General features: G+C 68.6%; 22 protein-coding genes, 1 tRNA gene and 1 pseudogene. 14 read left to right on the top strand and 10 right to left on the bottom strand.

Annotation, left to right across the window (positions count from 1 at the left end; genetic code table 11):
- Positions 1–48: 48 nt before the first annotated feature.
- Complete coding sequence (gene rpiA, locus I4Q42_RS04485) at positions 49–729, bottom strand: ribose-5-phosphate isomerase RpiA (protein ID WP_198574864.1); 681 nt, start codon at positions 727–729, stop codon at positions 49–51.
- Complete coding sequence (gene glmU / locus I4Q42_RS04480) at positions 726–2,108, bottom strand: bifunctional UDP-N-acetylglucosamine diphosphorylase/glucosamine-1-phosphate N-acetyltransferase GlmU (protein WP_198574863.1); 1,383 nt, start codon at positions 2,106–2,108, stop codon at positions 726–728. The genes rpiA and glmU overlap by 4 nt, the downstream gene beginning before the upstream one ends.
- Before the next feature lie 65 nt (positions 2,109–2,173).
- Here glmU and gph point away from each other — a divergent pair, with 65 nt between their 5' ends.
- From gph to yghU, 3 genes are all read left to right on the top strand, one after another.
- Positions 2,174–2,899: a phosphoglycolate phosphatase gene (gene gph / locus I4Q42_RS04475; protein WP_198574862.1), complete on the top strand. Its 726-nt coding sequence runs from the start codon at positions 2,174–2,176 to the stop codon at positions 2,897–2,899.
- Positions 2,900–2,950: 51 nt separating this feature from the next.
- Positions 2,951–3,025 (top strand) — tRNA-Val (locus I4Q42_RS04470).
- A 592-nt stretch (positions 3,026–3,617) separates the two neighbouring features.
- A complete protein-coding gene (gene yghU, locus I4Q42_RS04465; protein WP_198574861.1) occupies positions 3,618–4,475 on the top strand; it encodes a glutathione-dependent disulfide-bond oxidoreductase in 858 nt (285 codons plus the stop codon).
- 151 nt (positions 4,476–4,626) lie between these two features.
- Here yghU and I4Q42_RS26315 read toward each other — a convergent pair whose 3' ends face one another.
- Positions 4,627–4,755 carry a hypothetical protein gene (locus I4Q42_RS26315; RefSeq protein WP_269816449.1) on the bottom strand — a complete coding sequence of 43 codons (129 nt, stop codon included), beginning with the start codon at positions 4,753–4,755 and terminating at the stop codon, positions 4,627–4,629.
- Positions 4,756–4,923: 168 nt separating this feature from the next.
- Here I4Q42_RS26315 and I4Q42_RS04455 point away from each other — a divergent pair, with 168 nt between their 5' ends.
- From I4Q42_RS04455 to I4Q42_RS04445, 3 genes are read left to right on the top strand one after another with little or no spacing between them, the layout of a single operon-like run.
- The gene (locus I4Q42_RS04455) at positions 4,924–7,272 is read left to right on the top strand and encodes a membrane-bound PQQ-dependent dehydrogenase, glucose/quinate/shikimate family (RefSeq protein ID WP_198574860.1); all 2,349 of its coding nucleotides are present in this window, start codon (positions 4,924–4,926) and stop codon (positions 7,270–7,272) included.
- Between the two features lie 3 nt (positions 7,273–7,275).
- Entirely contained in the window at positions 7,276–7,998 is a 723-nt protein-coding gene (locus tag I4Q42_RS04450) for a cytochrome c oxidase assembly protein (protein ID WP_198574859.1), read from the top strand.
- The gene (locus I4Q42_RS04445) at positions 7,995–8,705 is read left to right on the top strand and encodes a cytochrome b (RefSeq protein WP_232792852.1); all 711 of its coding nucleotides are present in this window, start codon (positions 7,995–7,997) and stop codon (positions 8,703–8,705) included. The genes I4Q42_RS04450 and I4Q42_RS04445 overlap by 4 nt, the downstream gene beginning before the upstream one ends.
- Positions 8,706–8,730: 25 nt before the next feature.
- Here I4Q42_RS04445 and I4Q42_RS26470 read toward each other — a convergent pair.
- A pseudogene (locus I4Q42_RS26470) lies at positions 8,731–9,177 on the bottom strand (c-type cytochrome); the annotation flags it as partial.
- Between the two features lie 186 nt (positions 9,178–9,363).
- Between I4Q42_RS26470 and I4Q42_RS04435 the strand changes: the two are divergent.
- Genes I4Q42_RS04435 through I4Q42_RS04420 form a run of 4 tightly spaced genes read left to right on the top strand, consistent with a single transcriptional unit; the run spans position 9,364 to position 13,550 of the window.
- Positions 9,364–9,753 carry a c-type cytochrome gene (locus tag I4Q42_RS04435; protein WP_232792851.1) on the top strand — a complete coding sequence of 130 codons (390 nt, stop codon included), beginning with the start codon at positions 9,364–9,366 and terminating at the stop codon, positions 9,751–9,753.
- Complete coding sequence (gene coxB, locus I4Q42_RS04430; protein ID WP_198574857.1) at positions 9,743–10,708, top strand: cytochrome c oxidase subunit II; 966 nt, start codon at positions 9,743–9,745, stop codon at positions 10,706–10,708. The genes I4Q42_RS04435 and coxB overlap by 11 nt, the downstream gene beginning before the upstream one ends.
- On the top strand, positions 10,705–13,248 hold the full coding sequence (locus I4Q42_RS04425) for a cbb3-type cytochrome c oxidase subunit I (protein ID WP_198574856.1): 2,544 nt from the start codon (positions 10,705–10,707) through the stop codon (positions 13,246–13,248). Before coxB ends, I4Q42_RS04425 begins: the two co-directional genes overlap by 4 nt.
- A complete protein-coding gene (locus tag I4Q42_RS04420; RefSeq protein WP_198574855.1) occupies positions 13,245–13,550 on the top strand; it encodes a hypothetical protein in 306 nt (101 codons plus the stop codon). The genes I4Q42_RS04425 and I4Q42_RS04420 overlap by 4 nt, the downstream gene beginning before the upstream one ends.
- A 12-nt stretch (positions 13,551–13,562) precedes the next feature.
- On the opposite strand, the gene I4Q42_RS04415 is transcribed toward I4Q42_RS04420, so the two are convergent.
- From I4Q42_RS04415 to I4Q42_RS04395, 5 genes are all read right to left on the bottom strand, one after another.
- Positions 13,563–14,012 carry a hypothetical protein gene (locus I4Q42_RS04415; protein ID WP_198574854.1) on the bottom strand — a complete coding sequence of 150 codons (450 nt, stop codon included), beginning with the start codon at positions 14,010–14,012 and terminating at the stop codon, positions 13,563–13,565.
- Positions 14,012–14,827: a TIGR02587 family membrane protein gene (locus I4Q42_RS04410; protein ID WP_198574853.1), complete on the bottom strand. Its 816-nt coding sequence runs from the start codon at positions 14,825–14,827 to the stop codon at positions 14,012–14,014. The genes I4Q42_RS04415 and I4Q42_RS04410 overlap by 1 nt, the downstream gene beginning before the upstream one ends.
- A gap of 156 nt (positions 14,828–14,983) precedes the next feature.
- Complete coding sequence (locus I4Q42_RS04405) at positions 14,984–16,135, bottom strand: extracellular catalytic domain type 1 short-chain-length polyhydroxyalkanoate depolymerase (RefSeq protein WP_198574852.1); 1,152 nt, start codon at positions 16,133–16,135, stop codon at positions 14,984–14,986.
- Between the two features lie 146 nt (positions 16,136–16,281).
- The gene (locus tag I4Q42_RS04400) at positions 16,282–17,025 is read right to left on the bottom strand and encodes a hypothetical protein (protein ID WP_198574851.1); all 744 of its coding nucleotides are present in this window, start codon (positions 17,023–17,025) and stop codon (positions 16,282–16,284) included.
- Between the two features lie 51 nt (positions 17,026–17,076).
- Complete coding sequence (locus I4Q42_RS04395; RefSeq protein WP_198574850.1) at positions 17,077–17,421, bottom strand: hypothetical protein; 345 nt, start codon at positions 17,419–17,421, stop codon at positions 17,077–17,079.
- Positions 17,422–17,735: 314 nt separating this feature from the next.
- Here I4Q42_RS04395 and I4Q42_RS04390 point away from each other — a divergent pair, with 314 nt between their 5' ends.
- Genes I4Q42_RS04390 through I4Q42_RS25870 form a run of 4 tightly spaced genes read left to right on the top strand, consistent with a single transcriptional unit; the run spans position 17,736 to position 20,743 of the window.
- A complete protein-coding gene (locus tag I4Q42_RS04390) occupies positions 17,736–18,308 on the top strand; it encodes a ferritin-like domain-containing protein (RefSeq protein ID WP_198574849.1) in 573 nt (190 codons plus the stop codon).
- A gap of 1 nt (position 18,309) precedes the next feature.
- The gene (locus tag I4Q42_RS04385) at positions 18,310–19,413 is read left to right on the top strand and encodes an acyl-CoA/acyl-ACP dehydrogenase (protein ID WP_198574848.1); all 1,104 of its coding nucleotides are present in this window, start codon (positions 18,310–18,312) and stop codon (positions 19,411–19,413) included.
- The gene (locus tag I4Q42_RS25875) at positions 19,407–20,165 is read left to right on the top strand and encodes a PIG-L deacetylase family protein (protein WP_332873019.1); all 759 of its coding nucleotides are present in this window, start codon (positions 19,407–19,409) and stop codon (positions 20,163–20,165) included. The genes I4Q42_RS04385 and I4Q42_RS25875 overlap by 7 nt, the downstream gene beginning before the upstream one ends.
- Positions 20,162–20,743: a class I SAM-dependent DNA methyltransferase gene (locus I4Q42_RS25870; RefSeq protein ID WP_232792850.1), complete on the top strand. Its 582-nt coding sequence runs from the start codon at positions 20,162–20,164 to the stop codon at positions 20,741–20,743. Before I4Q42_RS25875 ends, I4Q42_RS25870 begins: the two co-directional genes overlap by 4 nt.
- On the opposite strand, the gene I4Q42_RS04375 is transcribed toward I4Q42_RS25870, so the two are convergent.
- Complete coding sequence (locus I4Q42_RS04375; RefSeq protein WP_198574846.1) at positions 20,740–21,633, bottom strand: glycosyltransferase; 894 nt, start codon at positions 21,631–21,633, stop codon at positions 20,740–20,742. The two genes, I4Q42_RS25870 and I4Q42_RS04375, sit on opposite strands and share 4 nt — an antisense overlap.
- Positions 21,634–21,867 lie beyond the last annotated feature (234 nt).

The raw sequence follows: 21,867 nt of genomic DNA, 5'->3' as shown, positions 1-21,867 counted from the left end.
CGGCTCCGGATCAAAGCGAACTGGAAACAGCGGGATCGGGATATGGGATCAAGGCAGAAGCTTGACCACCCCCTCTTCGGTTCCGACCAGGGCCTCGTCGGCGAGGTCGAGGAACAGGCCGTGATCGACGACGCCGGTGACGGTCTTCAGCGCCGCCGCCAGGGCCGCCGGGTCGGGAATCGCGCCCGAGGCCATGTCGTAGATCACGTTGCCGCCGTCGGTGGCGACGACGCCGCGGTCGGCCATGCGCAGGCGCGGCGGCGGCAGGTCGAACTCGGCGGCGATGTCGGCCAGGCGATAGCCGGTGTGGGGATGGCCAAAGCGCACCACCTCGATCGGCAGCGGGAACTTGCCCAGCACCTTCACGTGCTTGGCGGCGTCGGCGATGACCACGCAGCGGTTGGAGGCTTCCCAGACCAGCTTCTCGCGCAGCAGGGCCGCGCCGCCGCCCTTGATCAGCGACAGGCCCGGACCGATCTCGTCGGCGCCGTCGACGGTCAGGTCGATCGTCTTGACGTCGTCCAGCGCCACCAGCGGGATGCCCAGCTCGCGGGCGAGGCTGGCGGTGGCTTCCGAGGTCGGCACGCCACGGATGTCGAGCTTGCGGGCGGCCAGGGCCTTGACGAACCAGGCGGCGGTTGAGCCGGTGCCCAGACCCACGACCATGCCGGCTTCAACGAGCTGCGCGGCCGCTTCGCCCGAAATTCTCTTCTGGTCGTCGGCGCTCATGCCTTCTTGTCCTTCTTGGCCTGCTTTTGGGCCTGCTTGAGGGCGCGGAACCTGGCCGCCCACCCGGTCTTGTTGGCTTGCGGGGCGCGGCTCAGAGCCAGGTCGCCGGCGGGGACGTCGGCGGTGATCACCGAGCCCGAGCCGGTCATGGCCCCGTCGCCGATCCGCACTGGGGCGACCAGGGCCGAGTTGGAGCCGATGAAGGCGCCCGCGCCGACATGGGTCTCGAACTTCTCGAAGCCGTCGTAATTGCAGAAGATCGTACCGGCCCCGATGTTGGCCTTCGGGCCGACCGTGCCGTCGCCCAGATAGCTCAGGTGGTTGGCCTTGGCGCCGGCCCCGACCTTGACCTTCTTGACCTCGACGAAGTTGCCGATGTGGGCCTCCGGGCCGATCTCGGCGCCGGGACGCAGGCGGGCATAGGGACCGATCAAGGCCCCTTCCCCCACCGACGCGCCTTCCAGGTGGCTGAACGCCTTGATCACCGCGCCAGATGCGACGTCGACGCCCTCGCCGAATACCACGAACGGTTCGACCGTGACGCCGGCGGCGATCCTGGTGTCCCACGACAGGTGGACGCTCTCGGGCGCGGGCATGGTCACGCCCTGCGCCATCAGCACGGCGCGGCGGCCAGCCTGCCAGACGGCCTCGGCGGCGGCGAGCTCGGCCTGAGAATTGACGCCCTGCACCGAAGCCTCCGGCGCGAAGGCGGAGCGGGTGGCCAGCTTGCGGTCGTGGGCGATGCCGACGATGTCGGTGAGGTAGTATTCGCCCTTTGAGTTGTCGTTGCCGACGGCGGCCAGCAGGTCGAACAGCTGGGCGCGGTCAGCGGCCAGGACGCCGGAATTGCAGTGCTTGAGCGCCAGGACGGCGGGCTCGGCGTCCTTGGCCTCGACGATGCGCAGCAGCACATGGCCAGGGGCTAGCACCAGGCGGCCATAGGCGCCGGGATCAGCGGCCTCGAAACCCAGCACGGCGACCTCGGTCCCGGCGGCGCGCAGGTCGAACAGAGGCGCGATCACCGGAGCATTGAGCAGCGGGCAGTCGGCATAGGTGACGACCACGTCGCCGTCGAAATCGGCCAGGGCGTCCTTGGCGGCCAGCACGGCGTGGCCGGTGCCCAGCGGCGGATCCTGCACGACGGTCGCGTTCGGCCCCAGGCGCTCGCGGGCGTGCTCGCCGACCTGCGGGCTGTGCGCGCCGACCACCACCACGATGCGTTCGCAGCCCAGGGCCTCGGCCGCGTCGATGGCGTGATCGAGCATCGGGCGGCCGCCAACCTTGTGCAGCACCTTGGGCGTGGGCGACTTCATCCGCGTGCCCTGGCCGGCGGCCAGGATCACGGCGGCGCGGGGGCGAGAGGGGGCGGTCGTAGTCATGACCAGAGCGACTCCGAAGCGGACCAAAGTTGCATTAGCCGCGCCTTTAGCCGAAAGGCCAGAGCATGTCTCTTTCGCACGCCCATGAAACCACCCTTCGGGACACGACGATCGCCTTCGACCTCGACGGCACCCTGGTCGACACAGCGCCCGACCTCGTGGGCGCGCTGAACACCATCCTCGCCGAGGAGGGCCTGCCCGCCCTGCCCTTCGACGACGTGCGCAAGATGGTCGGTCGCGGCGCCAAGGCCCTGCTGGAGCGCGGCTTCGCCGCCGCCGGCGCGCCGCTGGACGCCGAGCGCGCGCCCCGGCTGGTCGAACGCTTTATCGCCATCTATCTGGGCCGCATCGCTCACGAGAGCGCGCCGTTCGAGGGCGTGGTCGAGGTGCTCACCGAGTTGAAGGCGGCCGGCGCGCGGCTGGTGGTCTGCACCAACAAGCTGACCCACCTGTCGGTGGCCCTGCTGGACGCCGTGGACCTGACCCGATTTTTCGACGCCGTGGTCGGCGCCGACGACGCCCCCGCGCCCAAGCCCGACCCGCGCCACGTGCTGGCGGCCATCGCCGCGGTCGGCGGCGATCCGGCCCGCGCGGTCATGGTCGGCGACAGCATCAACGACGTCCTGGCCGCCAAGAACGCCAAGGTCCCGGCCCTGCTGGTCTCGTTCGGCTACACCGAAGCCCCGGTCGAGACCCTGGGCGGAGATCTGTTGATAGATCGCTTTTCCGAGGTGCCGCAGGCCGTAATTTCGCTCCTGGGCTCTTGCGGCGCAGAAAAGAGCGGTCTATAGCCCCCTTCCTCTCGCGGCGGGGACTTCTTCGGAAGGCCCGGCCCACCCGGCGGATGCTTAGCTCAGCGGGAGAGCACCTCGTTCACACCGAGGGGGTCGCAGGTTCAATCCCTGCAGCATCCACCATTCACTTATCCAATATCTTCAGTCGCTTATGTGAAGCGAGCCAGTCTCGGAACTGCGTCTCTTGCAGTTCACTTCCCAGAAACTCCCTCAGAAACTGGCATGTCTGGTCACGGATGGCGCGATAGGCGTCGCTCTGAGCGCCGGTAGCGGCGGGATCGCAGTGACCTGGAGTGAGGAAGGCTTTTCTGGCAACCAGCTTGGCCAGAGTGCAGATGGATAACCTCGCGCCCTCTGACGACTTCGCCCTGCTGGCCATGGCCAAGCCAGGGTCGGCCCACCGTGCGAATTCAACCTTGGCGGGACCCTTGCCACTTCCATAGGCGACCTTCCGCACGCAGGATATCTGGCGGCCGATCACCCTGTCCAACAAGCGTTCATTCCGCTTTGACCAACGGCCCCCCGGGTAAGCCATTGAGCGGCGGCAGCCAGCTACGCCAATTGCCGACAATCACGCACCTCAAGAGATCTGGACGTTCGCCATCACATCCTGTCCGAGCGATGGAGAGGTTTCCTCGCCGGTCGGACTTTAGATCCAGCGCCAGTTCACTAAGTGAGGCGCTGACAACGCAGCGCATATCCAACAAGGTCACTCATGAACGCCACAATCCCGCTCGAGAACCAACCCAGCGGCTACTCACCTCCCAAGGTCTGGACCTGGAACAGCCAGAGCGGCGGTCAGTTCACCAACATCAACCGTCCGATCTCGGGCGCTACGCATGATCAAACACTCCCCGTCGGCCGGCACCCGTTCCAGCTCTATTCGCTGGGGACGCCCAACGGCGTGAAGGTCACAATCTTGCTTGAGGAGTTGCTCGCTGCTGGCCATGCACAAGCCGAGTATGACGCTTGGCTCATCAAGATCGGCGAGGGCCATCAGTTCGGCAGCGACTTCGTGTCGATCAATCCCAATTCCAAGATCCCCGCCCTCCTGGACCGATCCACCAATCCTCACACGCGCCTATTCGAAAGCGGGTCGATCCTCTTCTACCTGGCCGAAAAATTCGGGGTGTTCCTGCCAACGGAGCACTATAGGCGCGCCGAGACGATGAACTGGCTTATGTGGCAGATGGGCTCGGCGCCATTCGTCGGCGGCGGCTTTGGGCATTTCTACGCTTATGCGCCGTTCAAGATCGAATACGCCATCGATCGCTACGCCATGGAAACCAAGCGCCAGCTCCATGTCCTCGATACTCAGCTGAGCAAGACCGAATACGTCGCAGGCGACGAATACACGATTGCCGACATGGCGATCTATCCCTGGTACGGCGGGCTTCTCAACGACGCCTACTCCGCCGCAGAATTCCTGTCGGCAGCGGACTACGCCAACATTAGGCGATGGGTCGATCTCCTCGAGCGCCGTCCGGGCGTGCGTCGCGGCAAGCTCGTCAACAAGGTGTCGGGGGGTGTTCCTGAGCGTCACGACGCGGCGGACCTCGACGCAATCATCTAGTTCCACTCTAGTCCCCGTCGCGGAGGAAGGCTTGCAGAGCTGAAGGGCTCGCCTCGCTGATCGGTGAAGCTACGCAGATCACGATCGAAGAATTCAAACGCGGCGGGACGGACGAGCAGGCCCAAGAACACCGTCCGGCCCGGCGCGGTCTTCATCTTGTCACCCAGCAACTCGCCGATCCCCATGGCCAGGCGCCGGACTTGAACAGCGGATGGTCGAGCAGAACCAGCAGGCCGGGTGTGTCGCGTCCCGCGAAACGGGCCGCGGCGATGGTGGCCATCGGCGTCATCGACCGGGCGCTGGCGACGGCGCCGATGAGGGCGGAAGGGATCAGGGCTGTGTTGGTCGTGTCGGCTGAACACCCCATTAGCCGCGAGGTTCAGAGCCGAGCCACGGAACGCCCCCTCCCCCGCCGGTGTTGTCGCACCAAGCGTTGGTGGAGAGTTGGATGTCGGTCTTGGTCCGCCTGCTGGGCGCTCTCCTAGTTCTGATCGGTCTGGTGCTGGGCGTTGGCGGCGCCTGGCTCGCCGTCCTGGGCGGGTCGCCCTACTATGTCCTGGTCGGCCTTGGCTTGCTGGTCGCCGGCGTGCTGATCGCTCGACTGAAGCCGGCCGGCGCGATCATCTACTTCGTCGTCTTTGCGCTGACCCTGGTCTGGGCGCTGTGGGAGGCAGGCCTGGACGGCTGGGCCCTCGTGCCGCGTCTCGTCGCGCCGCTGGTGATCCTGCTGCTGGTCGTGCTGTCGCTGCCGATACTTACCCGGCGGGGGAGCAAGTCGATGCTGGTGGGGCTGGCGGCGTTCGTCGTGCTCGTAGGGATTGGCGGCGCGATCGTCGCCCTTGCCAATCGCCCTATGCCGGCCAAGCCGCTGCCGGCGGCGCTCGCCGGTCCTGGCGCGGCCATGGGCGGCGACTGGATCGCCTATGGCGGCTCGCGCGAGGCCCAGCGCTTCTCCGCCGCCGGCCAGATCACCAAGGCCAATGTCGGCGAGTTGGAGCGCGCCTGGACCTTCCGCACCGGCGACCTGCCCGAGAAGTTCGGGGCCGAGACCACGCCGCTGAAGATCGGCGACACAGTCTATCTGTGCTCGGCGATGAACAAGCTGTTCGCGCTGGACGCCCGCGACGGCAAGCCGCGGTGGTCCTACGATCCGAAGGTGTCCAAGGACGCCATTCCCTACACTGCCGCCTGCCGAGGCGTGACCTGGTTCGCACAACCCGGCGCGGCGCCCGACGCCGCCTGCGCCACGCGGATCATCGAGGGCACGCTTGACGGCCGGCTGATCGCCGTCGACGCCCGCACCGGCAGGCCCTGCGCCGGCTTCGGCCAGGGCGGCCAGGTCGATATCAAGCTCGGCATGGGCCAGGTCACGCCGGGCATGGTGTCGATCACCTCGGCTCCGGCCATCGTGCGCGGCGTCATCGTGACGGGCCATCAGGTGCTGGACGGCCAGAAGCGCTGGGCGCCGTCTGGCGTCATCCAGGGCTACGACGCCGTCACCGGCCAGATGCGCTTCGCCTGGGACATGATGGCGCCGGACCTCACCGGCGTGCCGCCGCAGGGGCGCACCTACACGCCGGGCACGCCGAACATGTGGACCACCGCCACCGGTGACGAGGCCCAGGGCCTGGTCTATCTGCCGATGGGCAACTCGGCGGCGGATTACTACAGCTCACTACGCCGCCCGGCCGAGAAGGCATGGTCCTCGGCCCTGGTGGCTCTGGACGTGGCTACCGGCAAGCCGCGCTGGAAGTTCCAGACCGCGCACAACGACGTCTGGGACTACGACCTGGGCTCGCAGGCGACACTGGTCGATTTTCCCACGACGGCCGGCAAGACGCCGGCGATTATCCTGCCCAGCAAGCAGGGCGAGATCTATGTGCTCGACCGGCGCACCGGCGCGCCGCTGACCGGCGTGCAGGAGCGCGCGGTGGCCGGCGGCGGCGTCGAGCCAGCCGAGCGGTCTAAAACCCAGCCGTTCTCGCTCTACCACACCCTGGCCAAGCCCCCGCTGACTGAGAAGGACATGTGGGGCATGTCGCCGATCGACCAGATGATCTGCCGCATTCAGTTCAAGCGCGCGGTCTACAAGGGCCCCTACACGCCGCCCGAGGCCAAGAGCCGCTGGATCCAGTATCCCGGCTACAACGGCGGTTCGGATTGGGGCGGGATCGCGCTGGACCCGCGGCGCGGCGTGATCGTCGCCAACTACAACGACATGCCCAACTACAACCGGCTGGTCCCGCGCGCCGAGGCCGACGCCAAGGGCTGGTTCCCGCGCGGCGACCCACGCGAGAAGACCAAGGCCGGCGGCGCGGAAGGCGCGGGCGATCCGCAGACGGGCGTGCCCTACGCCATCGACGTCAACGCCGGCTGGCGCCTGCCGGGCACGGGCATGCTGTGCAAGCGTCCGCCCTATGGCGGCATCCGGGCCATCGACCTGAAGAGCGGCGCGACCCTGTGGGACCGCCCGTTCGGCACGGCGCGGCGCAACGGCCCGTTCGGGATCCCGTCGATGCTGCCGATCGACATCGGCACGCCCAACAACGGCGGCTCGGTGGCGACGGCCGGCGGCCTGGTGTTCATCGCCGCGGCGACCGACAACCTGTTCCGCGCCATCGATATCGAGACCGGCAAGACGGTGTGGAGCGACGTGCTGCCGGCCGGCGGCCAGGCCAATCCGATGGTCTACGAGCAGGATGGCCGCCAGTACGTGGTGATCATGGCCGGCGGGCATCACTTCATGGAAACGCCCGAAGGCGACTACCTGATCGCCTACGCCCTGCCGAAAGGCTGAGCCGTGGAGCCGGCCTGGACGCCCTATTGCGGAGCCGGCCCCTCGCCCGCCGAGGCCTGGGGCCGGTGGAACCTCGATCCGCTGCTGCTGGGCGCTCTGGCGATCGCGGCCGGCCTGCTGTTGGTCGCGGCTCCCAATCGGCGGGGACTGGTCATGGCGGCCTTGGCGGTGCTGGCCCTGAGCTTCGTCTCGCCGCTGTGCGCCCTGAGCTCGGCTCTGTTCTGCGCCCGCACGCTGCATCACGTGCTGCTGACCAGCCTGGCCGCGCCGGTGCTGGCCTGGGCCTTGCCGCGCGCCGAAGCGGCCAAGGGCCTCGGCGCGACCACCCTCGCCTTCGCGGCGGTGTTCTGGATCTGGCATGCTCCGGCGGCCTACGGCGCGGCACTGTCGAGCGACGGCGTCTATTGGTTGATGCAAGCCAGCCTGCTGTCGAGCGCGACGCTGTTCTGGCGCGCGGTCCGAAGCGCGCCCGCCCCCGCCGGCGTCGCGGCCCTGCTGGCGACGACCGTGCAGATGGGGTTGCTGGGCGCCCTGCTGACGTTCATGCCGCGCGCCCTCTACGCGCCGCACGCCCTGACCACTATCCCCTGGGGCCTGTCGCCGCTGGAGGACCAGCAGTTGGCGGGCCTGCTGATGTGGATCCCGGCCGCGGGCGCCTATCTGGCCGCGGCGCTCGTGCTGCTGGGTCGCCAGCTCCGCGGCATGGCGGCGGTCGCCGCCCGATGATCGACCGGCTGATCGAGAACATCTTCGAATGGGCGGCCGGCCATGCCGACGAGGGCCGCTATTCGCCGGTGGCCATCGTCTTCCATTGGACCATGGCGGCGCTGGTGATGTTCCAGATCGGCTGGGGCTGGTGGATGGGGCGCACCGCGCCAGGCGGCGAGATGCAGGCGGCCTATGAGCTGCATTATCTGGTTGGGGTGCTGATGCTGGTCCTGGTGCTGGGCCGCGTCGGCTGGCGGCTGTTCGCCCCGGCGGTGATCAACGACGCCGACAAGCCCGGCTGGGAAAGCGTCGCCGCCCACATCACCCACTACGTCTTCTACACCTGCCTGTTCGGCCTGCCGCTGAGCGGCTGGGCAATGGTGTCGGCCACCAGCCGCGAGACGGAACTGACCCTGCTCAACCTAGCGCCCTGGCCGCTGCTGCCGTTCGGCGAGCTTTCCCACGCGACGCGTTGGGCCATTGAGGCCGTCGCCGAATGGCTGCACTGGGGCCTGGCGCTGAGCCTCGTCGCGATGATCCCGATCCATGTCGGCGCGGCGCTGAAGCACCACGTCATCGATCGCGACGACGTCCTTCACGGGATGCTGCCGATCCTGCCGCAGCGGCCTCGACGGCGGACGCGCTGGCAGCGCCGCTGGCGGGCGCTGGAGAAGCGGGTCGCGTCTCTGACCAGGCCGCTAAGGCGGCGGCTTCGCTTTCGGTGAGGCGGGCGGCGATCGTCGCCATCACCCCGCGCGGATCGTTGCGGCGCGCAGCGCGCTTCCAGCGCTGCAGCTGATCCAGGGTGTAGGCGGCCGGCTGTCCGGCGAGGGCGGGCTGGCCCGCGCCGACGCCCTGCCCTTCCGCGCCATGGCAGGCCGCGCAGGGCGCAAGGCCGCGTTCGGGATCGCCCTGCGTCCAGAGGATCGGCGGGGGCGTCGTCGACGCCGGCCCCGACCTGACGGGCAGGCTGGCATAATAGGCCCCCACGGCGCGTCTAGACCAATCATCCAGCGGCTTGGCGACAGAGCCCATGACCTTGTCGGGCCGGATGCCCGAGGCATAGTCCTCCATCTGCTTTTGCAGGTAGCCGGCGTCGAGGCCGGCCAGGCGTGGGACCGAGACGCCGTCGCCCATGCCGTCGAGGCCATGGCAGGAAAAGCAGGCCTTGGCCGCTCCGCCCGCGCCGCCGCTCATGGCCACGGTCCGGCCGTCGAGGCTCAGGCGGCGATCGGTCTCGCCCGGCGCGCGACCGCAGGCCGACACGGCGCCGACGACGGCAAGGATGGCGAAAAGCACGGTCTGATGGCCCACCCCGCCTAAACCCGGCGGAACCGCTACTGTTCCAAAGGGTTCAGCCCTGGAACGTCGGAAGGGGCAGGCTTGAGCGGTGGAACCAGAACGGCCCATGCGGCGATGATCGGCCTGGCCGGCGCCACGCTGGTGGCCTGCGCCGAGAAGGCCATCCCCGAGCGGCAGATCGTCGGCGCCGATCCAGCCAGAGGCCTGACCCTGATCAAAGCCGAGGGCTGCGGCGTCTGTCATCGCGTCCCGGGCCTGAAGTGGCCGCGCGGCGGCGTGGGCGGGTCCCTGGATAGCTTTTCGAGCCAAGCGATGATCGCCGGCCGCTCTCCCAACCGTCCCGACGTGCTGGTCGCCTGGCTGCGCGACGCGCCGGCCATGGCCCCCGACACCGCCATGCCCGCTTCGGGGCTGAGCGAGGCCCAAGCCCGCGACGTCGCGGCCTACCTCTATACGCTCGATGCCGATTGACGCGCCGCCCGCTCACGACAGCCTTAAGGGCTGGCCGCCGCCCGCGCTCGACCCGGCCGGACCGTTCGCCGCGCCGTTGAACAGCCTGACCTGGGGCCTGCTGGCGATGACCGCCGCCGTGCTGGCGATCGTCGTCATCGCCCTGGCCCTGGCCCTGTTCGCGCCACGCGCCTGGCGCCAGAAGCTGGGCGGCGAGCGCCTGGTCTGGATCGCGGGCATCGCCTTCCCGGTGGTGGTGTTGAGCGCTCTGCTCGCCTGGGGTCTGACCTTGACCCACAAGCTTAGCGAACCGCCCAGGCCCGGCGAACTGCGCATCCGGGTGGCGGGCGAGATGTGGTGGTGGCGCGTGGCCTATCTCGACGCCGCCGGCCGCGAGGCCTTCCAGGACGCCAACGAGATCCACATCCCCGCCGGCCGTCCCGTGGCTCTGGAGCTGGAGTCCACAGACGTCATCCATAGCCTGTGGATTCCGCGGCTGGGCGGCAAGCTCGACATGATCCCCGGACGTCGCAACATCCTGCGCGTCGAGGCCGACCAGCCCGGCGAATACGGCGCCCAGTGCGCCGAGTTCTGCGGCGGCCCGCACGCCCTGATGGCCCTGGTCGTCGTCGCCCACGCGCCGGCCGACTACGAGGCCTGGCGCGCCAGGCAGGCCGCGCCCGCCGTCCCAGCGCCGAGCCACGCCGCCGGCCAGGCGGTGTTCGGCCGCGCCGGTTGCGGGGCGTGTCATGCGATCCGGGGAACCGAGGCCAACGGCCTAGCGGGACCGGACCTCACCCACGTCGGCGCGCGCCGCACCCTGGGGGCTGGGGTTCTGCCCAACAACCAGGGAACCCTCGCCGGCTGGATCGGCGACAGCCAGGCGATCAAGCCGGGCAACCGCATGCCGGCCTATCCGGTGCTCAGCGGCCAGGAACTGCGCGATGTTTCCGCCTATCTGGAGAGCCTGAAGTGAGCGGCCCGCCCGCGCCGTCCGAAACCGGCTTCGACACCACCCTCTACGATCGCTTCCCGACCAAGGGCCGCCGCCCCAAGGGCGAGCTGGAACAGCTGGAAGAGATCTGGTGCGCGCCCAAGGGCTGGCAGTGGATCACGGTGATCAACAACAACTATGTCGGCGTCTACTACGTGGGCGCGGCCATGTTGTTCTTCGTACTGGCCGGGGTGCTGGCGCTGCTGATGCGCACCCAATTGGCGCTGCCGATGCAGGGCGTGCTGGCGCAGGAGACCTACAATCAGATCTTCACCATGCACGGCACGGTGATGATGTTCCTGTTCGCGGTGCCGGCGGTCGAGGCGCTGGGGGTGCTGCTGCTGCCGCAAATGCTGGGCGCGCGAGACCTGCCCTTCCCGCGCCTGTCGGCCTACGCCTTCTGGGCCTATCTGATCGGCGGCCTGGCGTTCTTCTGCTCGCTGTTCTTCGGCCTGGCGCCCAACGGCGGCTGGTTCATGTACCCGCCCCTGACCTCGACCACCTACTCGCCGGGGATCAACGCCGACTTCTGGCTGCTGGGCATCGGCTTCATCGAGATCTCGGCCATCGCCGGGGCGATCGAGATCATCGTCGGTGTGCTGAAGACCCGCGCGCCGGGCATGACGCTGGACAAGCTGCCGGTGTTCGCCTGGGCCATGCTGGTGTTCGCCGGCATGATCATCATCGCCTTCCCGTCGGTGATCCTGGCCACCACCTTGCTGGAGCTGGAGCGGGCCCTGGGCTGGCCGTTCTTCGACGCCGCGCGGGGCGGCGATCCGATGCTGTGGCAGCACCTGTTCTGGTTCTTCGGCCACCCGGAGGTCTACATCATCTTCCTGCCGGCCGCGGGGGCGATGTCAACCATCGTGCCGGCCGTGGCCCGCACGCCGCTGGTGGGGCACTGGCTGGTGGTGCTGGCCTTTCTGGCCACGGGCTTCATCAGCTTCGGGGTCTGGGCCCACCACATGTTCACGACGGGCCTGCCGGGCGTGTCGGTCGGGATGTTCTCGGCCGCCTCCATGGCCGTCAGCCTGCCGGCCGGCGTTCAGGTGTTCGCCTGGATCGCCACCGTCGCCTCGGGGCGGATGAGGTTCAACGCCCCGGGCCTGTTCGTGCTGGGGTCGCTGCTGATCTTCGTGATGGGCGGTCTGACCGGGGTGATGGCGGCCATGGTCCCGTTCGACTGGCAGGCCCACGACACCTATTTCATCGTCGCTCACCTGCACTACGTGCTGATCGGCGGCATGGTGTTCCCGCTGTTCGCGGCGATCTATTTCTGGACGCCGATGGTCAGCAGCAAGCCGCTGAGCGAGCGCCTGGGCCGCTGGACCTTCTGGCTGATGTTCACCGGCATGCACTTGGCCTTCCTGCCCATGCACCTGACCGGCCTGATGGGCATGCCGCGGCGGGTCTACACCTATGCCGCCGGCCGCGACTGGGAGTGGCCCAATCTGATCTCGACGCTGGGCGCCTTCGTCTTCGCCGCCGGGGTGGTGATCTGGGTCATCGACATGATCCGCAACTTCCGCCCGTTCGGCGGCAAGGACGCCGGCAACGTCTATGACGGCGGGGGGCTGGAGTGGCTGCCGTCGGATCTCTATTCGACCCGCAGCATCCCGATCGTGACCTCGCTCTATCCCCTGTGGGACCAGAAGACCCTGGCCCGCGACGTGGCGGCCGGTCGCTACTTCCTACCCGGCGCGCCGACCGGCGGGCGCGAGACCCTGGTGACCAGTCCCGTAAACGCCGAGCCGCAGCACTTGCTGCCCATGCCTGTCCCGTCAGGCTGGCACGTCTGGGCTGCGGTGTTCACGGCCGGATTCTTCCTGCTGCTGACGGTGCAGGCCTACGCCGCCTCGGTGTTGAGCGGCGTGCTGGCGATCGCCTGCGTGATGCGTTGGTGCTGGTTCCTCGACCATCCGCTGCCGCAGAAGCGCGTGGACGTCGGGGCCGGGATCGAGCTGCCGACCTATGCCAGCGGCCCGTCGAGCACCGGCTGGTGGGCGATGGTCGTCACCTTGGTGGTCGGCGCCATGGTGCTGGCGATGTCGGTGTTCTCCTACGTCTTCCTGTGGAGCCGCAATCCCGCCGCGTGGCGACCAGCGCCGGACGTCGCCTCGCTCGTCGTCGCGACCGCCTCGGCCCTTGCTGCCGGAATCCTGGCCTTGTCGGCCAGGCGAGCGCTGGCGAGACCCTGGCTGGCCACGATCATGATCCTGGCCGCCGTCGGGCTGCTCGGACTGTCCTTAGGAACCGACCTGTCGGCCTGGCGCGCGACCGGCCTCAGGCCCCAGGTCGACGCCCAGGGGGCGATCGTCCATGCGATCCTGGCCTGGCAGGGCTTCTTCGTCGCGGTGGCGGGGATCATGGGCCTCTACGTCCTGTTGCGGCGGCTGTACGGCTATGTGGGCCCGGGCCGGCCGGCCACGATCGAGCTGGTCGGCCTCCTCCTGGCCTATACCGCTGGCCAGGGGCTGGTCGGACTGGGCGTCATGCGCCTCTTCCCTGCAGGGTTGGCATGAACACCTGGCTTTCAATGCTCGGCGGGTTGATCCTTTGGGCAGGACATTTCCTGGCCGCCTATGCGATCGCCAGCCTCGCCGACATCACCGAGCCTGAACATCACGCCCCGCTCGGTTGGCTTCTCGCGATCCTGACGCTCGCCTGCGCTGGCGCCGCGGCCACCTTGGCTTTGAGGGCTTTGCGCGCTTCGAGGCGACCCGGCCTCGGAGGAGTTTTCGTCCAGCGCCTTTCGGCGTGCGCCTCGGCGCTCGCCACCATCGCGATCATCTGGCAATCAGCGCCATTCCTCTGGCGTCACTAGCGTTCAACGCCGTCAGGACGCGTCGGCGAAGCCTGTCGCCCGCAACTTCAGTTGCCCAACTCCCGGATCCCTGTCGAACACCAGGCCGCCCGATGCCTTCGAGCCCTCGGCGACATAGTCGATCGTGAAGCTGGAGGTCTGCTGCGAGCCTCCGCTCACGAGCACGCCTTCGATCTGGACCTGCGCCGCCGGCTCGCCGCCGTGGTTGAACGCCTCCACCTGCGCGACATAGCCGTGAGGCGTCTGCGTAACCTGCTGCAGCCTCACCTCGATGGCCGGCGGTCCCCTGGCGCCGAACAAGGCGTCCCAGGCCGTGAAGCCGATCGCGGTGGCGGCGAGAACCAGCCCAACAACGGCCGAAGCCCATTCCAGGGCCGGCGTTTGCTTGGCCGGCGCCGGCTTGGCCGCTGCCGTGGGCCTGGCGCTCGGCGATCGACTGGCCGTTTTGGGTTTCTGGGCCATCAGATCACCAGGCGCGCGGTGGCCGCGCCGATGGCGGCCGGAAAGCCAAGGACGACGGTCATGGTGGCGATCTCGTGCGCGGCGACCCCATCGGTGCGCCCGAAGGTCCAGAGCAGATAGAGGCTCATCAGCAGGGCCACGCCGTATCCGGGGCAAGTGAAGGCCACGAAGGTGCGGCGAAAGTCGCCGGCTTGCCGGCGCCGCGTCTCGCCCGGAAAGCCCAACTGATAAACGAAGACGTGCAGCAGCAGGATCGAAATAACCACCAGGACCAATGTCGCCCAAGGCCCCATCTGATAGGCGATCAGAACCATCTCCTCGGTCGGGGCGACGTTGAAAGCGAGGAACGCCGCGCCCACCGCCATCAGGAAAAGTTCGCTGAGCGGGCCGGCCCTCTCCTTTTCGCGCGAGCCCGGCCCCTGCTCGCTCAGTTGCTTGCCGGCCAGAAGCGCGCCCACCGCGGCGGGCGCGGCGCACAACGCGATCTTGCCGACACCAGCCTGGGTGAAGATTTCGTCGCGTCGCAGCACGCCGAAGATGGACAGCAAGACCGCCGCCAGCAGGAAGCCGACGCCGAACGCGGCCAGCGCGTCAAGCACCTCGTCCTTCAGCCTGAAAGTCGGCTCAAAGCCGGCGTAGTAGGACAGGCCGATCAGCATCGGCATGGTGAGCAACAAAAAGACCAGCAGGCGCCAGCGCTCCACCGCCATCCCCAGGGACCACATCTCCATGGTCATCAGAAGCGGGAACGAAAACAGCAGCGCCCCGCCGAAGGCCCGGCTCAGGGCCCGAGCATAGCCCGCGTTCGCTTCCAAGACGCTGTCCTCCAGCCTACGGGGTGCCAACGGTCTGGCTTGACCGCTAGTTCCTTGGGACGAGAGGACGGCATGTTGGCTTGCACGCCGGGACAGCCGAGCCCGGACAACCGAGGCTGAAACGGACCGGCCAGATTGCCCCGAAAGGTCACAAAACTATTTCAGCAGACCGGCCGCCCGCAGCGCCTTGGCTATGACCTCCTGGACGCCGGCGGGCACATGGCCGATGGCGTGCATGACGCCCTGCCCCAAGCCCATGGCCTCGACGGATTCCGGATCGACGGAATGCTTCGCCGCGCCCGCCGCCTGCGAGGTCGCGGGGATCGTCGCCAGGGCGGCGGACTCGACCCGTTCGCCGCCGTCGATGTTCCAGAATCTGGCGATCTCCAGCGACGAGGAGACGCCGGCCTCGAGCATGAAGGGGCCAGCCCTGCCGACATCGTCCGCGCGCCTGGTCGAAAGCGGCGTTCCGTGGCCGAGACCGCGCACGACGTTCAACTCGACGAGGGACTCGCCGTCGGTGGACCGCCAGATCGATCGCGTTCCGTGCGGCAGGGGCTCCACCCGATGCGGCGCGCTGGGCAGGCCGTTCAAGGCGACCCACTGCTGGGCCAGATCGTGACCGTTCTTGACCTGCACCGTGCCGTCGGCGTCGCCGTGCCAGACGGAGAGGCGCGGGCGAGGCCCGCCGTCGCGGGACGCCGGAACCAGGGCGGCCAGGTTCGCGCCCGAACGGCCGGTGGGATGGTTCATCACCTGCATCGCGCCCTGGACGTTGCTGGCCACGCCGTAAGGCAGACCGGCGATCACCGCGCCGCCGGCGAAGAGGTCGGGATAGACCGCCAGCATCACCGCGGTCATCGCCCCGCCCGCCGATAGGCCGGTGATGAATACCCGGCTTGGATCAAGATCATGGGTCTCGACGGCGCTGGCGACCATCGCCGCGATCGACGCCGCCTCGCCTTCGCCGCGCCGGATGTCGCCCGGCAGGAACCAGTTGAAGCAACGGCCGGCATTATTGGCCTGTGGTTGCTGGGGCGCGACAACCATGAAGCCCATCCGATCGGCCAGGTCGAGCCAGCCGGCGCCTTCGGCATAGGCCGCGGCGGTCTGGGTGCAGCCGTGCAGGACCACGACCAGGGGCGAGCCAGGGGCCAGCCCTTCCGGGCGATAGCCGAGCATCGTCAACTGGCCGGGATTAGCGCCGAAGTCGTCGATGCGCGTCAGGCGCCCCGTCGTGTCCGAGGTCGGGAAGGACGTACGGCGCAGGCGCGCCAGCATCGCGGTGGTGTCGCCGAGGCTCGGCATGGTGATGTCCTGAAAGAGCGAGACGGAAAGCCGCCGCCCACTCTGAATGCTGCAATGCAGCAAAGGCGCCATCACGCTTGATCACGTCTTTTGGGGCCGCGCGAATATACCCCGACTCCAGGCGTTTCCAGAGTCGGGGCGAAGGCTCAATAGTCGCGACGGACGGGGTCAACGACGTCGCGGTCCTCGGGGCGAACAGCGTCATCGTCGATCAGCACATCGTCGGTCGGCGCCGCCTCGAACGAGCGGTTTTCGCCGTAGAGGGTGCGCTCACGGCCGATCTGCTCGGCGCTGTAGGGCGTGGCGGCCGGATCGAAGCTGGTCCAGCCGTCCTGACGATAGGCGTCGCCGCGCGTCGTCGCGTCCACGCCGCGCCCCTCGTCGAGGATCCGCTCGACGGCCTGGATCTCGTCGTCATGCGCCTTGACGCTGACCAGGGCGCCGCCGCGACGGACCCCCTCGGAATAGACATTGGCCTCGTCGTCGCTGTGACCAGCCTCCTTCAGGGCGCCCAGCAGGCCGCCCGTGGCGCCGCCGGCGGCCGCACCGACCGCCGCGCCGACCGCGGTGGCCGCGAGCCATCCGGCCGCCACGACCGGACCCAGGCCCGGAATGGCCAGCATGCCGAGACCGGCCAGCAGGCCCGCCCCGCCGCCGACCAGACCCCCCGTGGTCGCGCCCTTGCCGGCCCCGTCGGCGACGTCGTTGTCGCCGTCGCCATTGTGGTCGCCCAGCGGACCGTCGGCCTTGCGGCCGCCGTCGTGCCAGTTGTCGGTGTTGTCGGAAACGAGGCTGATGCGGTCGTGATCGACGCCGTAGGTTTCCAGGTCCGAGACGACGCCAAGCGCCTCGGTGTGGCTGTCGAACAGCCGGGTGATGGTCTTGCTCATGTGGTTTTTCCCAGGAAGGTTATGATTTGAGGCGAGCAAGGGCGACCGAGCCTAGAGCTCGGTGATCGCGCCCTTGTAGTCGATCGAGACGTTGACCTTGCGGCCGTCCTTGGTGGCTTCGCCCTGCCACAGACCGTTGGCGTTCTGGTTCAGCGGACCCAGCGCGGTGTATCCGGCCTTCTCGATGGCCATGCGCGCCTGGTCGGCGGTGTAGGAGCTGGCGCCCGGGGTCGGGCCGGTTTCGCCGGTGGTCGGGGCGGTGTCGACGGCGGCGTTACCTGGAGCCGCCGGCGCGGAGACGGCGGGCCCTTCGACCTTTTCGTGGTCGGCGTTCTTCTGGCCGCAGGCGGCCAGCAGCACCGCGGCGAGCGCGACGCCAATCATGGGCTTCAACATGTTCGTGGATCTCCGAGAGGTGCGGAGTTAAGCCCTCCCGGCTCGACAAGGTTGCACCGTGACCAGCAGTTCATTCTCGGAAAGACAGAAATTTGTCGCAGTAAAATACGAGCATAATACTTGCCGATATCGCGAAAATAATTCACGCGCGGCGGCGGCGTAAAATCACCATCACTGAATTCGCCGCGACGATATTTCGTTCTCCGCTTCGTTTTCGACGGATGGAAGCGGATGGAAGCCGCTGATGCTGCACACCCGTCCGGATCGAGACCGCCCACGGCGCGTTGCATGCTCGGATCATCGAGGGACGCAAGATGAACGATCAGGCCGGCGACAAACCCTTCCTCAGCGACGTGCAGACCCTGCGCGCCAGGGCGCGCGAGCACCTGGAGGACGGCGCGCTGACGCCCGCCTATGGCGGCGACGTCAAGAAGACCATCGAGATTCTGCAGACGGTGCTGGCCACCGAGTTGGTCTGCGTGCTGCGCTACACCCTGCATTCGATCATCGCCTCGGGGATCTCCAGCCAGGGCCCGAAGGCGGAGTTCGCCGAACACGCCAAGGAAGAGCACGCTCACGCCCTGGCCGTGGCCGAGCGCATCACCCAGTTGGGCGGCACGCCGAACTTCAGCCCCGAAGGGCTCGCGAGCCGCTCGGCCTCGCAATATGTCGAGGGCGAGAACCTGGTCGACATGATCAAGGAAAACCTGATCGCCGAACGGATCGCGGTGGAGCACTATCGCGAACTGATCCGCTATTTCGGCGACGACGACCCGACCACGCGGGTGATGCTGGAAGGCATTCTCACCGTCGAGGAGGAGCATGCCGACGACATGCACGACCTGCTGGTCGCGCACGAAGGCACGCCGATGCTTGAGGACGCCTGACTTGGCGCAGGTCGCGTTTGCGCCAGCGCTGGCCCCGCCGTCGGTGACGGCGGTGCTGGCCGCCCTGCGCCATGCCTTGCCAGCCATTCGCGCCCGCGCCGCGGATCTCGACGCGGGCGGCGAGTTTCCCGCCGAGGACGTCGCTTTGCTCGCGTCGATCGGCGCGCTTGAGGTTATGGCCGGCGACACGCCCTCACCGCGCGAGCTGATGGAGGCGCTGCGCCTAGTCGGCCGCGCCAATCTCAGCCTGGGGCGGATCTTCGAAGGTCACGTCAACGGCGCGCGGCTGGTCGCCTGGTACGGATCGGCCGAGCAGCGGCGGACGCTGGACGCCGATCTCGCCGCCGGCAAGGTGCTGGGCGTCTGGAACACCGAACCGGCGCCAGGCGTGACCATCGTCGGCGAGCGGCTGCGGGGCGCCAAGTCCTACGCCACCGGCGCGGGCCATATCGACATCGCCGTGGTCACCGGCGCCACCGCATCTGGCGAAAAGCAGATGGTGCTGGCGGACGCCGCCGATCCGGCCCGCGCCGATCCATCGGCCTGGCGGGTACGCGGCATGAAAGCGACAGTCAGCGGGACCTATGACCTTACCGGCCTGCCTGTGAATCCCGCGACGCGGTTGGGCGCGTCCGGCGACTATGAGCGCGAGCCGCGTTTTTCGGCCGGAGCCTGGCGGTTCACGGCGGTGCAGCTGGGCGGCGTGGAGCACGTGCTGACCCTGCTGCGAGAGCATCTGGCGGCCTCGCCCGCCGGCCAGGATCCGATCCATCGCGCCCGCTTCGGCAAGGCGCTGGCGGCGACGCGCTCGGCCTATCTGTGGGTGCGGGAAGCGGCAGAGCGGGCCGCGGCGGCGAACGCCGGACCCGAGGCCATCAGCTTCGTGCTGATGACCCGGGGCGTGGTCGAGGAAGCCGGCTTGACCGTGATGGAAGCGGCGGCCCGCAGCGTCGGCACCCGGGCCTTCTTCGTCGACAACCCCCTGGACCAGGCCTGCCGCGACCTGGCGCTCTATCTGCGCCAGCCCGTGCCGGACCAGGCGCTGGACCGCGCGGCGGCGGCGTTCCTGGCCAAGGACGCCTGGGCGGACGATCCCCTGTGGTGACGGCGATCGGCGAGCCGGCCTGGGCGGCCCTGGTCAATCAGGCCTTCAGCCTCGACGCCACGGTGCTGGACGGCCTGTCGCCGCTCTTGATCCTGGCCCCGCATCCCGACGACGAGACGCTGGGCTGCGGCGGCCTGATCGCCACGGCCAGCAAGCTGGGCCTGAAACCTCTGGTGGCCTATCTCACCGATGGCGCGGGCTCGCACACCGGATCGCCAACCTGGCCGCCGAAGCGGCTGGCGCGCACCAGGCGGCAGGAGGCACTTGCGGCTCTCGAGGTGCTGGGCGTTCCGGCGGAGGACGTCCATTTCATGGGCTGGCCCGACGGCTCGCCAATCCCTCGTGACGCCGCCGCCTACGCCGCCTCGCTCGAAGACCTGCGAGAATGGTCCGACGGCTTCAAGCCGTGGAGCGTCTGGGCCCCGTGGCGCGAAGAACGACACTGCGACCATGTCGCGGCCAACCTTTTGGCGTCGGACTACATCGCCTCAATCGACACCCGCGAGCCGGTGAAGATGGAATATCTGGTCTGGGGCTGGGCCGACCCGGACCTGGCGCACCGCCACGGCGCCAAGGGCGTCTGGGGCTTGATGTGCGGCGACGAGATCACGCGCCGCCGAAAGGCCCTGGCCTGCCATGCGACCCAGATGACCCCGATGATCCAGGACGCCGCCGAGGCCTTCCAGGTGCCGCCGGACCTGGCGGCCCTGACCGACCGGCCGGTCGAGATCTTCCTGGAGTGCAGGCGTTGAGAAAGACCCGCTCGCTGGAGCCCGGCTATTTCGAAGGCCTTTACACCGCCAATCCCGACCCCTGGGGCTTCGAGACCAGCGACTACGAGCGAGGGAAGTACGCCGCCACCCTCGCTGCCCTCGGCGAAGAGCGCGCCGTCCGTGCGCTGGAGGTCGGCTGTTCGATCGGCGTCCTGACCCGGCAGTTGGCCGAACGCTGCGACCGCCTTCTGGGGCTGGACGTGTCGGAGACCGCCCTCGATCAGGCCCGCCAGCGCTGCGCCGACCTGGCCAATGTCGAGTTCGCCCTGCTGCAGGTTCCGCGCGATCCCGTTCCCGGGTCGTTCGACCTGATCGTGCTGTCGGAGGTCGCCTACTACTGGGACGACGCGGACCTCGCCTTGGCGGCCAACGCCTTCAGGGCAGCACGCGTTTCCGGCGGACGGATCCTGCTGGTCCACTGGCTGGGCGAGACCGATTATCCCAAGACCGCCGACGAGGCCGTCGAAGGCCTGCGCGCCAGCCTGGGCGACGCCGTCGGCGTGGAGACCGCCCAGCGCAACGCCGACTATCGCCTCGATCTGTGGCGTTGGGTCTAACCGGCCTGGGCCAGCAGCATCCGCTCGCGCCCGATACGCACCAAGGCGCGGGCCTTGTCGATCTCGGCCGGAAGGTCGGCGAAGGTCAGGGCGGGTCCCGACGCCGCGAGACCGAGGGCGACATTGAGCGGCGGCGCCTCGTGGATCGGCTCGTCGATCGCCTGGCGCCCCCAGAGGTCCAGGGTGTCGGAGGTTCCACCGACGGCGCGACCGGCCAGGCGGCAGGAGGTGAAGACCTTGACGTCGATGGGGTGGCGCACGCGTCCGCCGGCCGCCCTCACGGCCTGGAACAGCGCCTTGTCCTCGCCCACCGGCGGGGCGGGCGCGCCGCCGATGCGGGCGTAGCAGCCGAGGGTCAGGGCCATACTGGCGCCGCCTTCGTAGAAGTGGTGCGGCCAGGCCTCGTCGCTCCGCCCCGCCCGCAAAGCGTCGAGGGCGGCGTAGTAGCGGCGCAGGAGGGCCAGCCGGGCGCGGTGCGCCGGGTCGAGGCCGCGCAGTTCAGCGCCCTTGAGCCGCGCCAGCCCCGCTACCGCGTCGTAGCCCGCGTCGACGTGGTCGAGCGTACGCAACAGCCAGTCGCCGTCGACATGGGTGTCGGCGTCGGTGGTCAGCAACAGGTCTTCGGGCGAGTGCAGAAGGGCCGCGGCGGCCTCGAACGCCGCGCGCCGGGCGCCGCCGGCATGAGCCTGGTCAGGACCCAACCGCATCTCGACGACCTCGACGTCGTCGCCCAGGCGACGGGCGCGCTCGGCGGTGTCGTCGGTGCAGTTGTTGGCCAATACCAGGATGCGCAGCAAAGCGACCCGATCGTCGCGTGCCATCGCCAGCAGGCGGGTCAGGCAGGTCTCTATCCAGGCGGCCTCGTTTCGCGCCGGAACGGCCACCGCCACGCAGCGCTTCAAGACGAGATTCCCAGCCGACGGATGATCGATGCGCGCATGACGTTCCTGCTCTTCCCAAGCCCGGCCACGAAACCGCAGCGGAATGCAAACTCCCCGAAGGGAGGAAGGTTCGAGGCGAGGCCCGCACGAAAATAATCGATGTTTCAGAGATTTATGTCGGCTGGACGACAGCAACCACGACTGCGCGCGAACGTTAGGTCGCCACACCTCAAAATTGAAAGA

Origin of the sequence: Caulobacter hibisci (assembly GCF_016135805.1) — a bacterium.
In the GTDB taxonomy this organism is placed as follows: domain Bacteria; phylum Pseudomonadota; class Alphaproteobacteria; order Caulobacterales; family Caulobacteraceae; genus Caulobacter; species Caulobacter hibisci.
This window is presented reverse-complemented; position numbering and strand designations above follow the sequence as displayed.

Bases quoted from the DNA above. Each gene is read 5' to 3' on its own strand.
- rpiA (WP_198574864.1), bottom strand. From the start codon at position 729: ATGAGCGCCGACGACCAGAAGAGAATTTCGGGCGAAGCGGCCGCGCAG.
- I4Q42_RS04405 (WP_198574852.1), bottom strand. From the start codon at position 16,135: ATGCCGAGCCTCGGCGACACCACCGCGATGCTGGCGCGCCTGCGCCGT.
- glmU (WP_198574863.1), bottom strand. From the start codon at position 2,108: ATGACTACGACCGCCCCCTCTCGCCCCCGCGCCGCCGTGATCCTGGCC.
- I4Q42_RS04415 (WP_198574854.1), bottom strand. From the start codon at position 14,012: ATGGCCCAGAAACCCAAAACGGCCAGTCGATCGCCGAGCGCCAGGCCC.
- I4Q42_RS04390 (WP_198574849.1), top strand. From the start codon at position 17,736: ATGAACGATCAGGCCGGCGACAAACCCTTCCTCAGCGACGTGCAGACC.
- I4Q42_RS04455 (WP_198574860.1), top strand. From the start codon at position 4,924: ATGTCGGTCTTGGTCCGCCTGCTGGGCGCTCTCCTAGTTCTGATCGGT.
- I4Q42_RS04420 (WP_198574855.1), top strand. From the start codon at position 13,245: ATGAACACCTGGCTTTCAATGCTCGGCGGGTTGATCCTTTGGGCAGGA.
- gph (WP_198574862.1), top strand. From the start codon at position 2,174: ATGTCTCTTTCGCACGCCCATGAAACCACCCTTCGGGACACGACGATC.
- I4Q42_RS04445 (WP_232792852.1), top strand. From the start codon at position 7,995: ATGATCGACCGGCTGATCGAGAACATCTTCGAATGGGCGGCCGGCCAT.
- yghU (WP_198574861.1), top strand. From the start codon at position 3,618: ATGAACGCCACAATCCCGCTCGAGAACCAACCCAGCGGCTACTCACCT.
- I4Q42_RS04395 (WP_198574850.1), bottom strand. From the start codon at position 17,421: ATGTTGAAGCCCATGATTGGCGTCGCGCTCGCCGCGGTGCTGCTGGCC.
- I4Q42_RS04400 (WP_198574851.1), bottom strand. From the start codon at position 17,025: ATGAGCAAGACCATCACCCGGCTGTTCGACAGCCACACCGAGGCGCTT.
- coxB (WP_198574857.1), top strand. From the start codon at position 9,743: ATGCCGATTGACGCGCCGCCCGCTCACGACAGCCTTAAGGGCTGGCCG.
- I4Q42_RS26315 (WP_269816449.1), bottom strand. From the start codon at position 4,755: ATGGCCACCATCGCCGCGGCCCGTTTCGCGGGACGCGACACACCCGGC.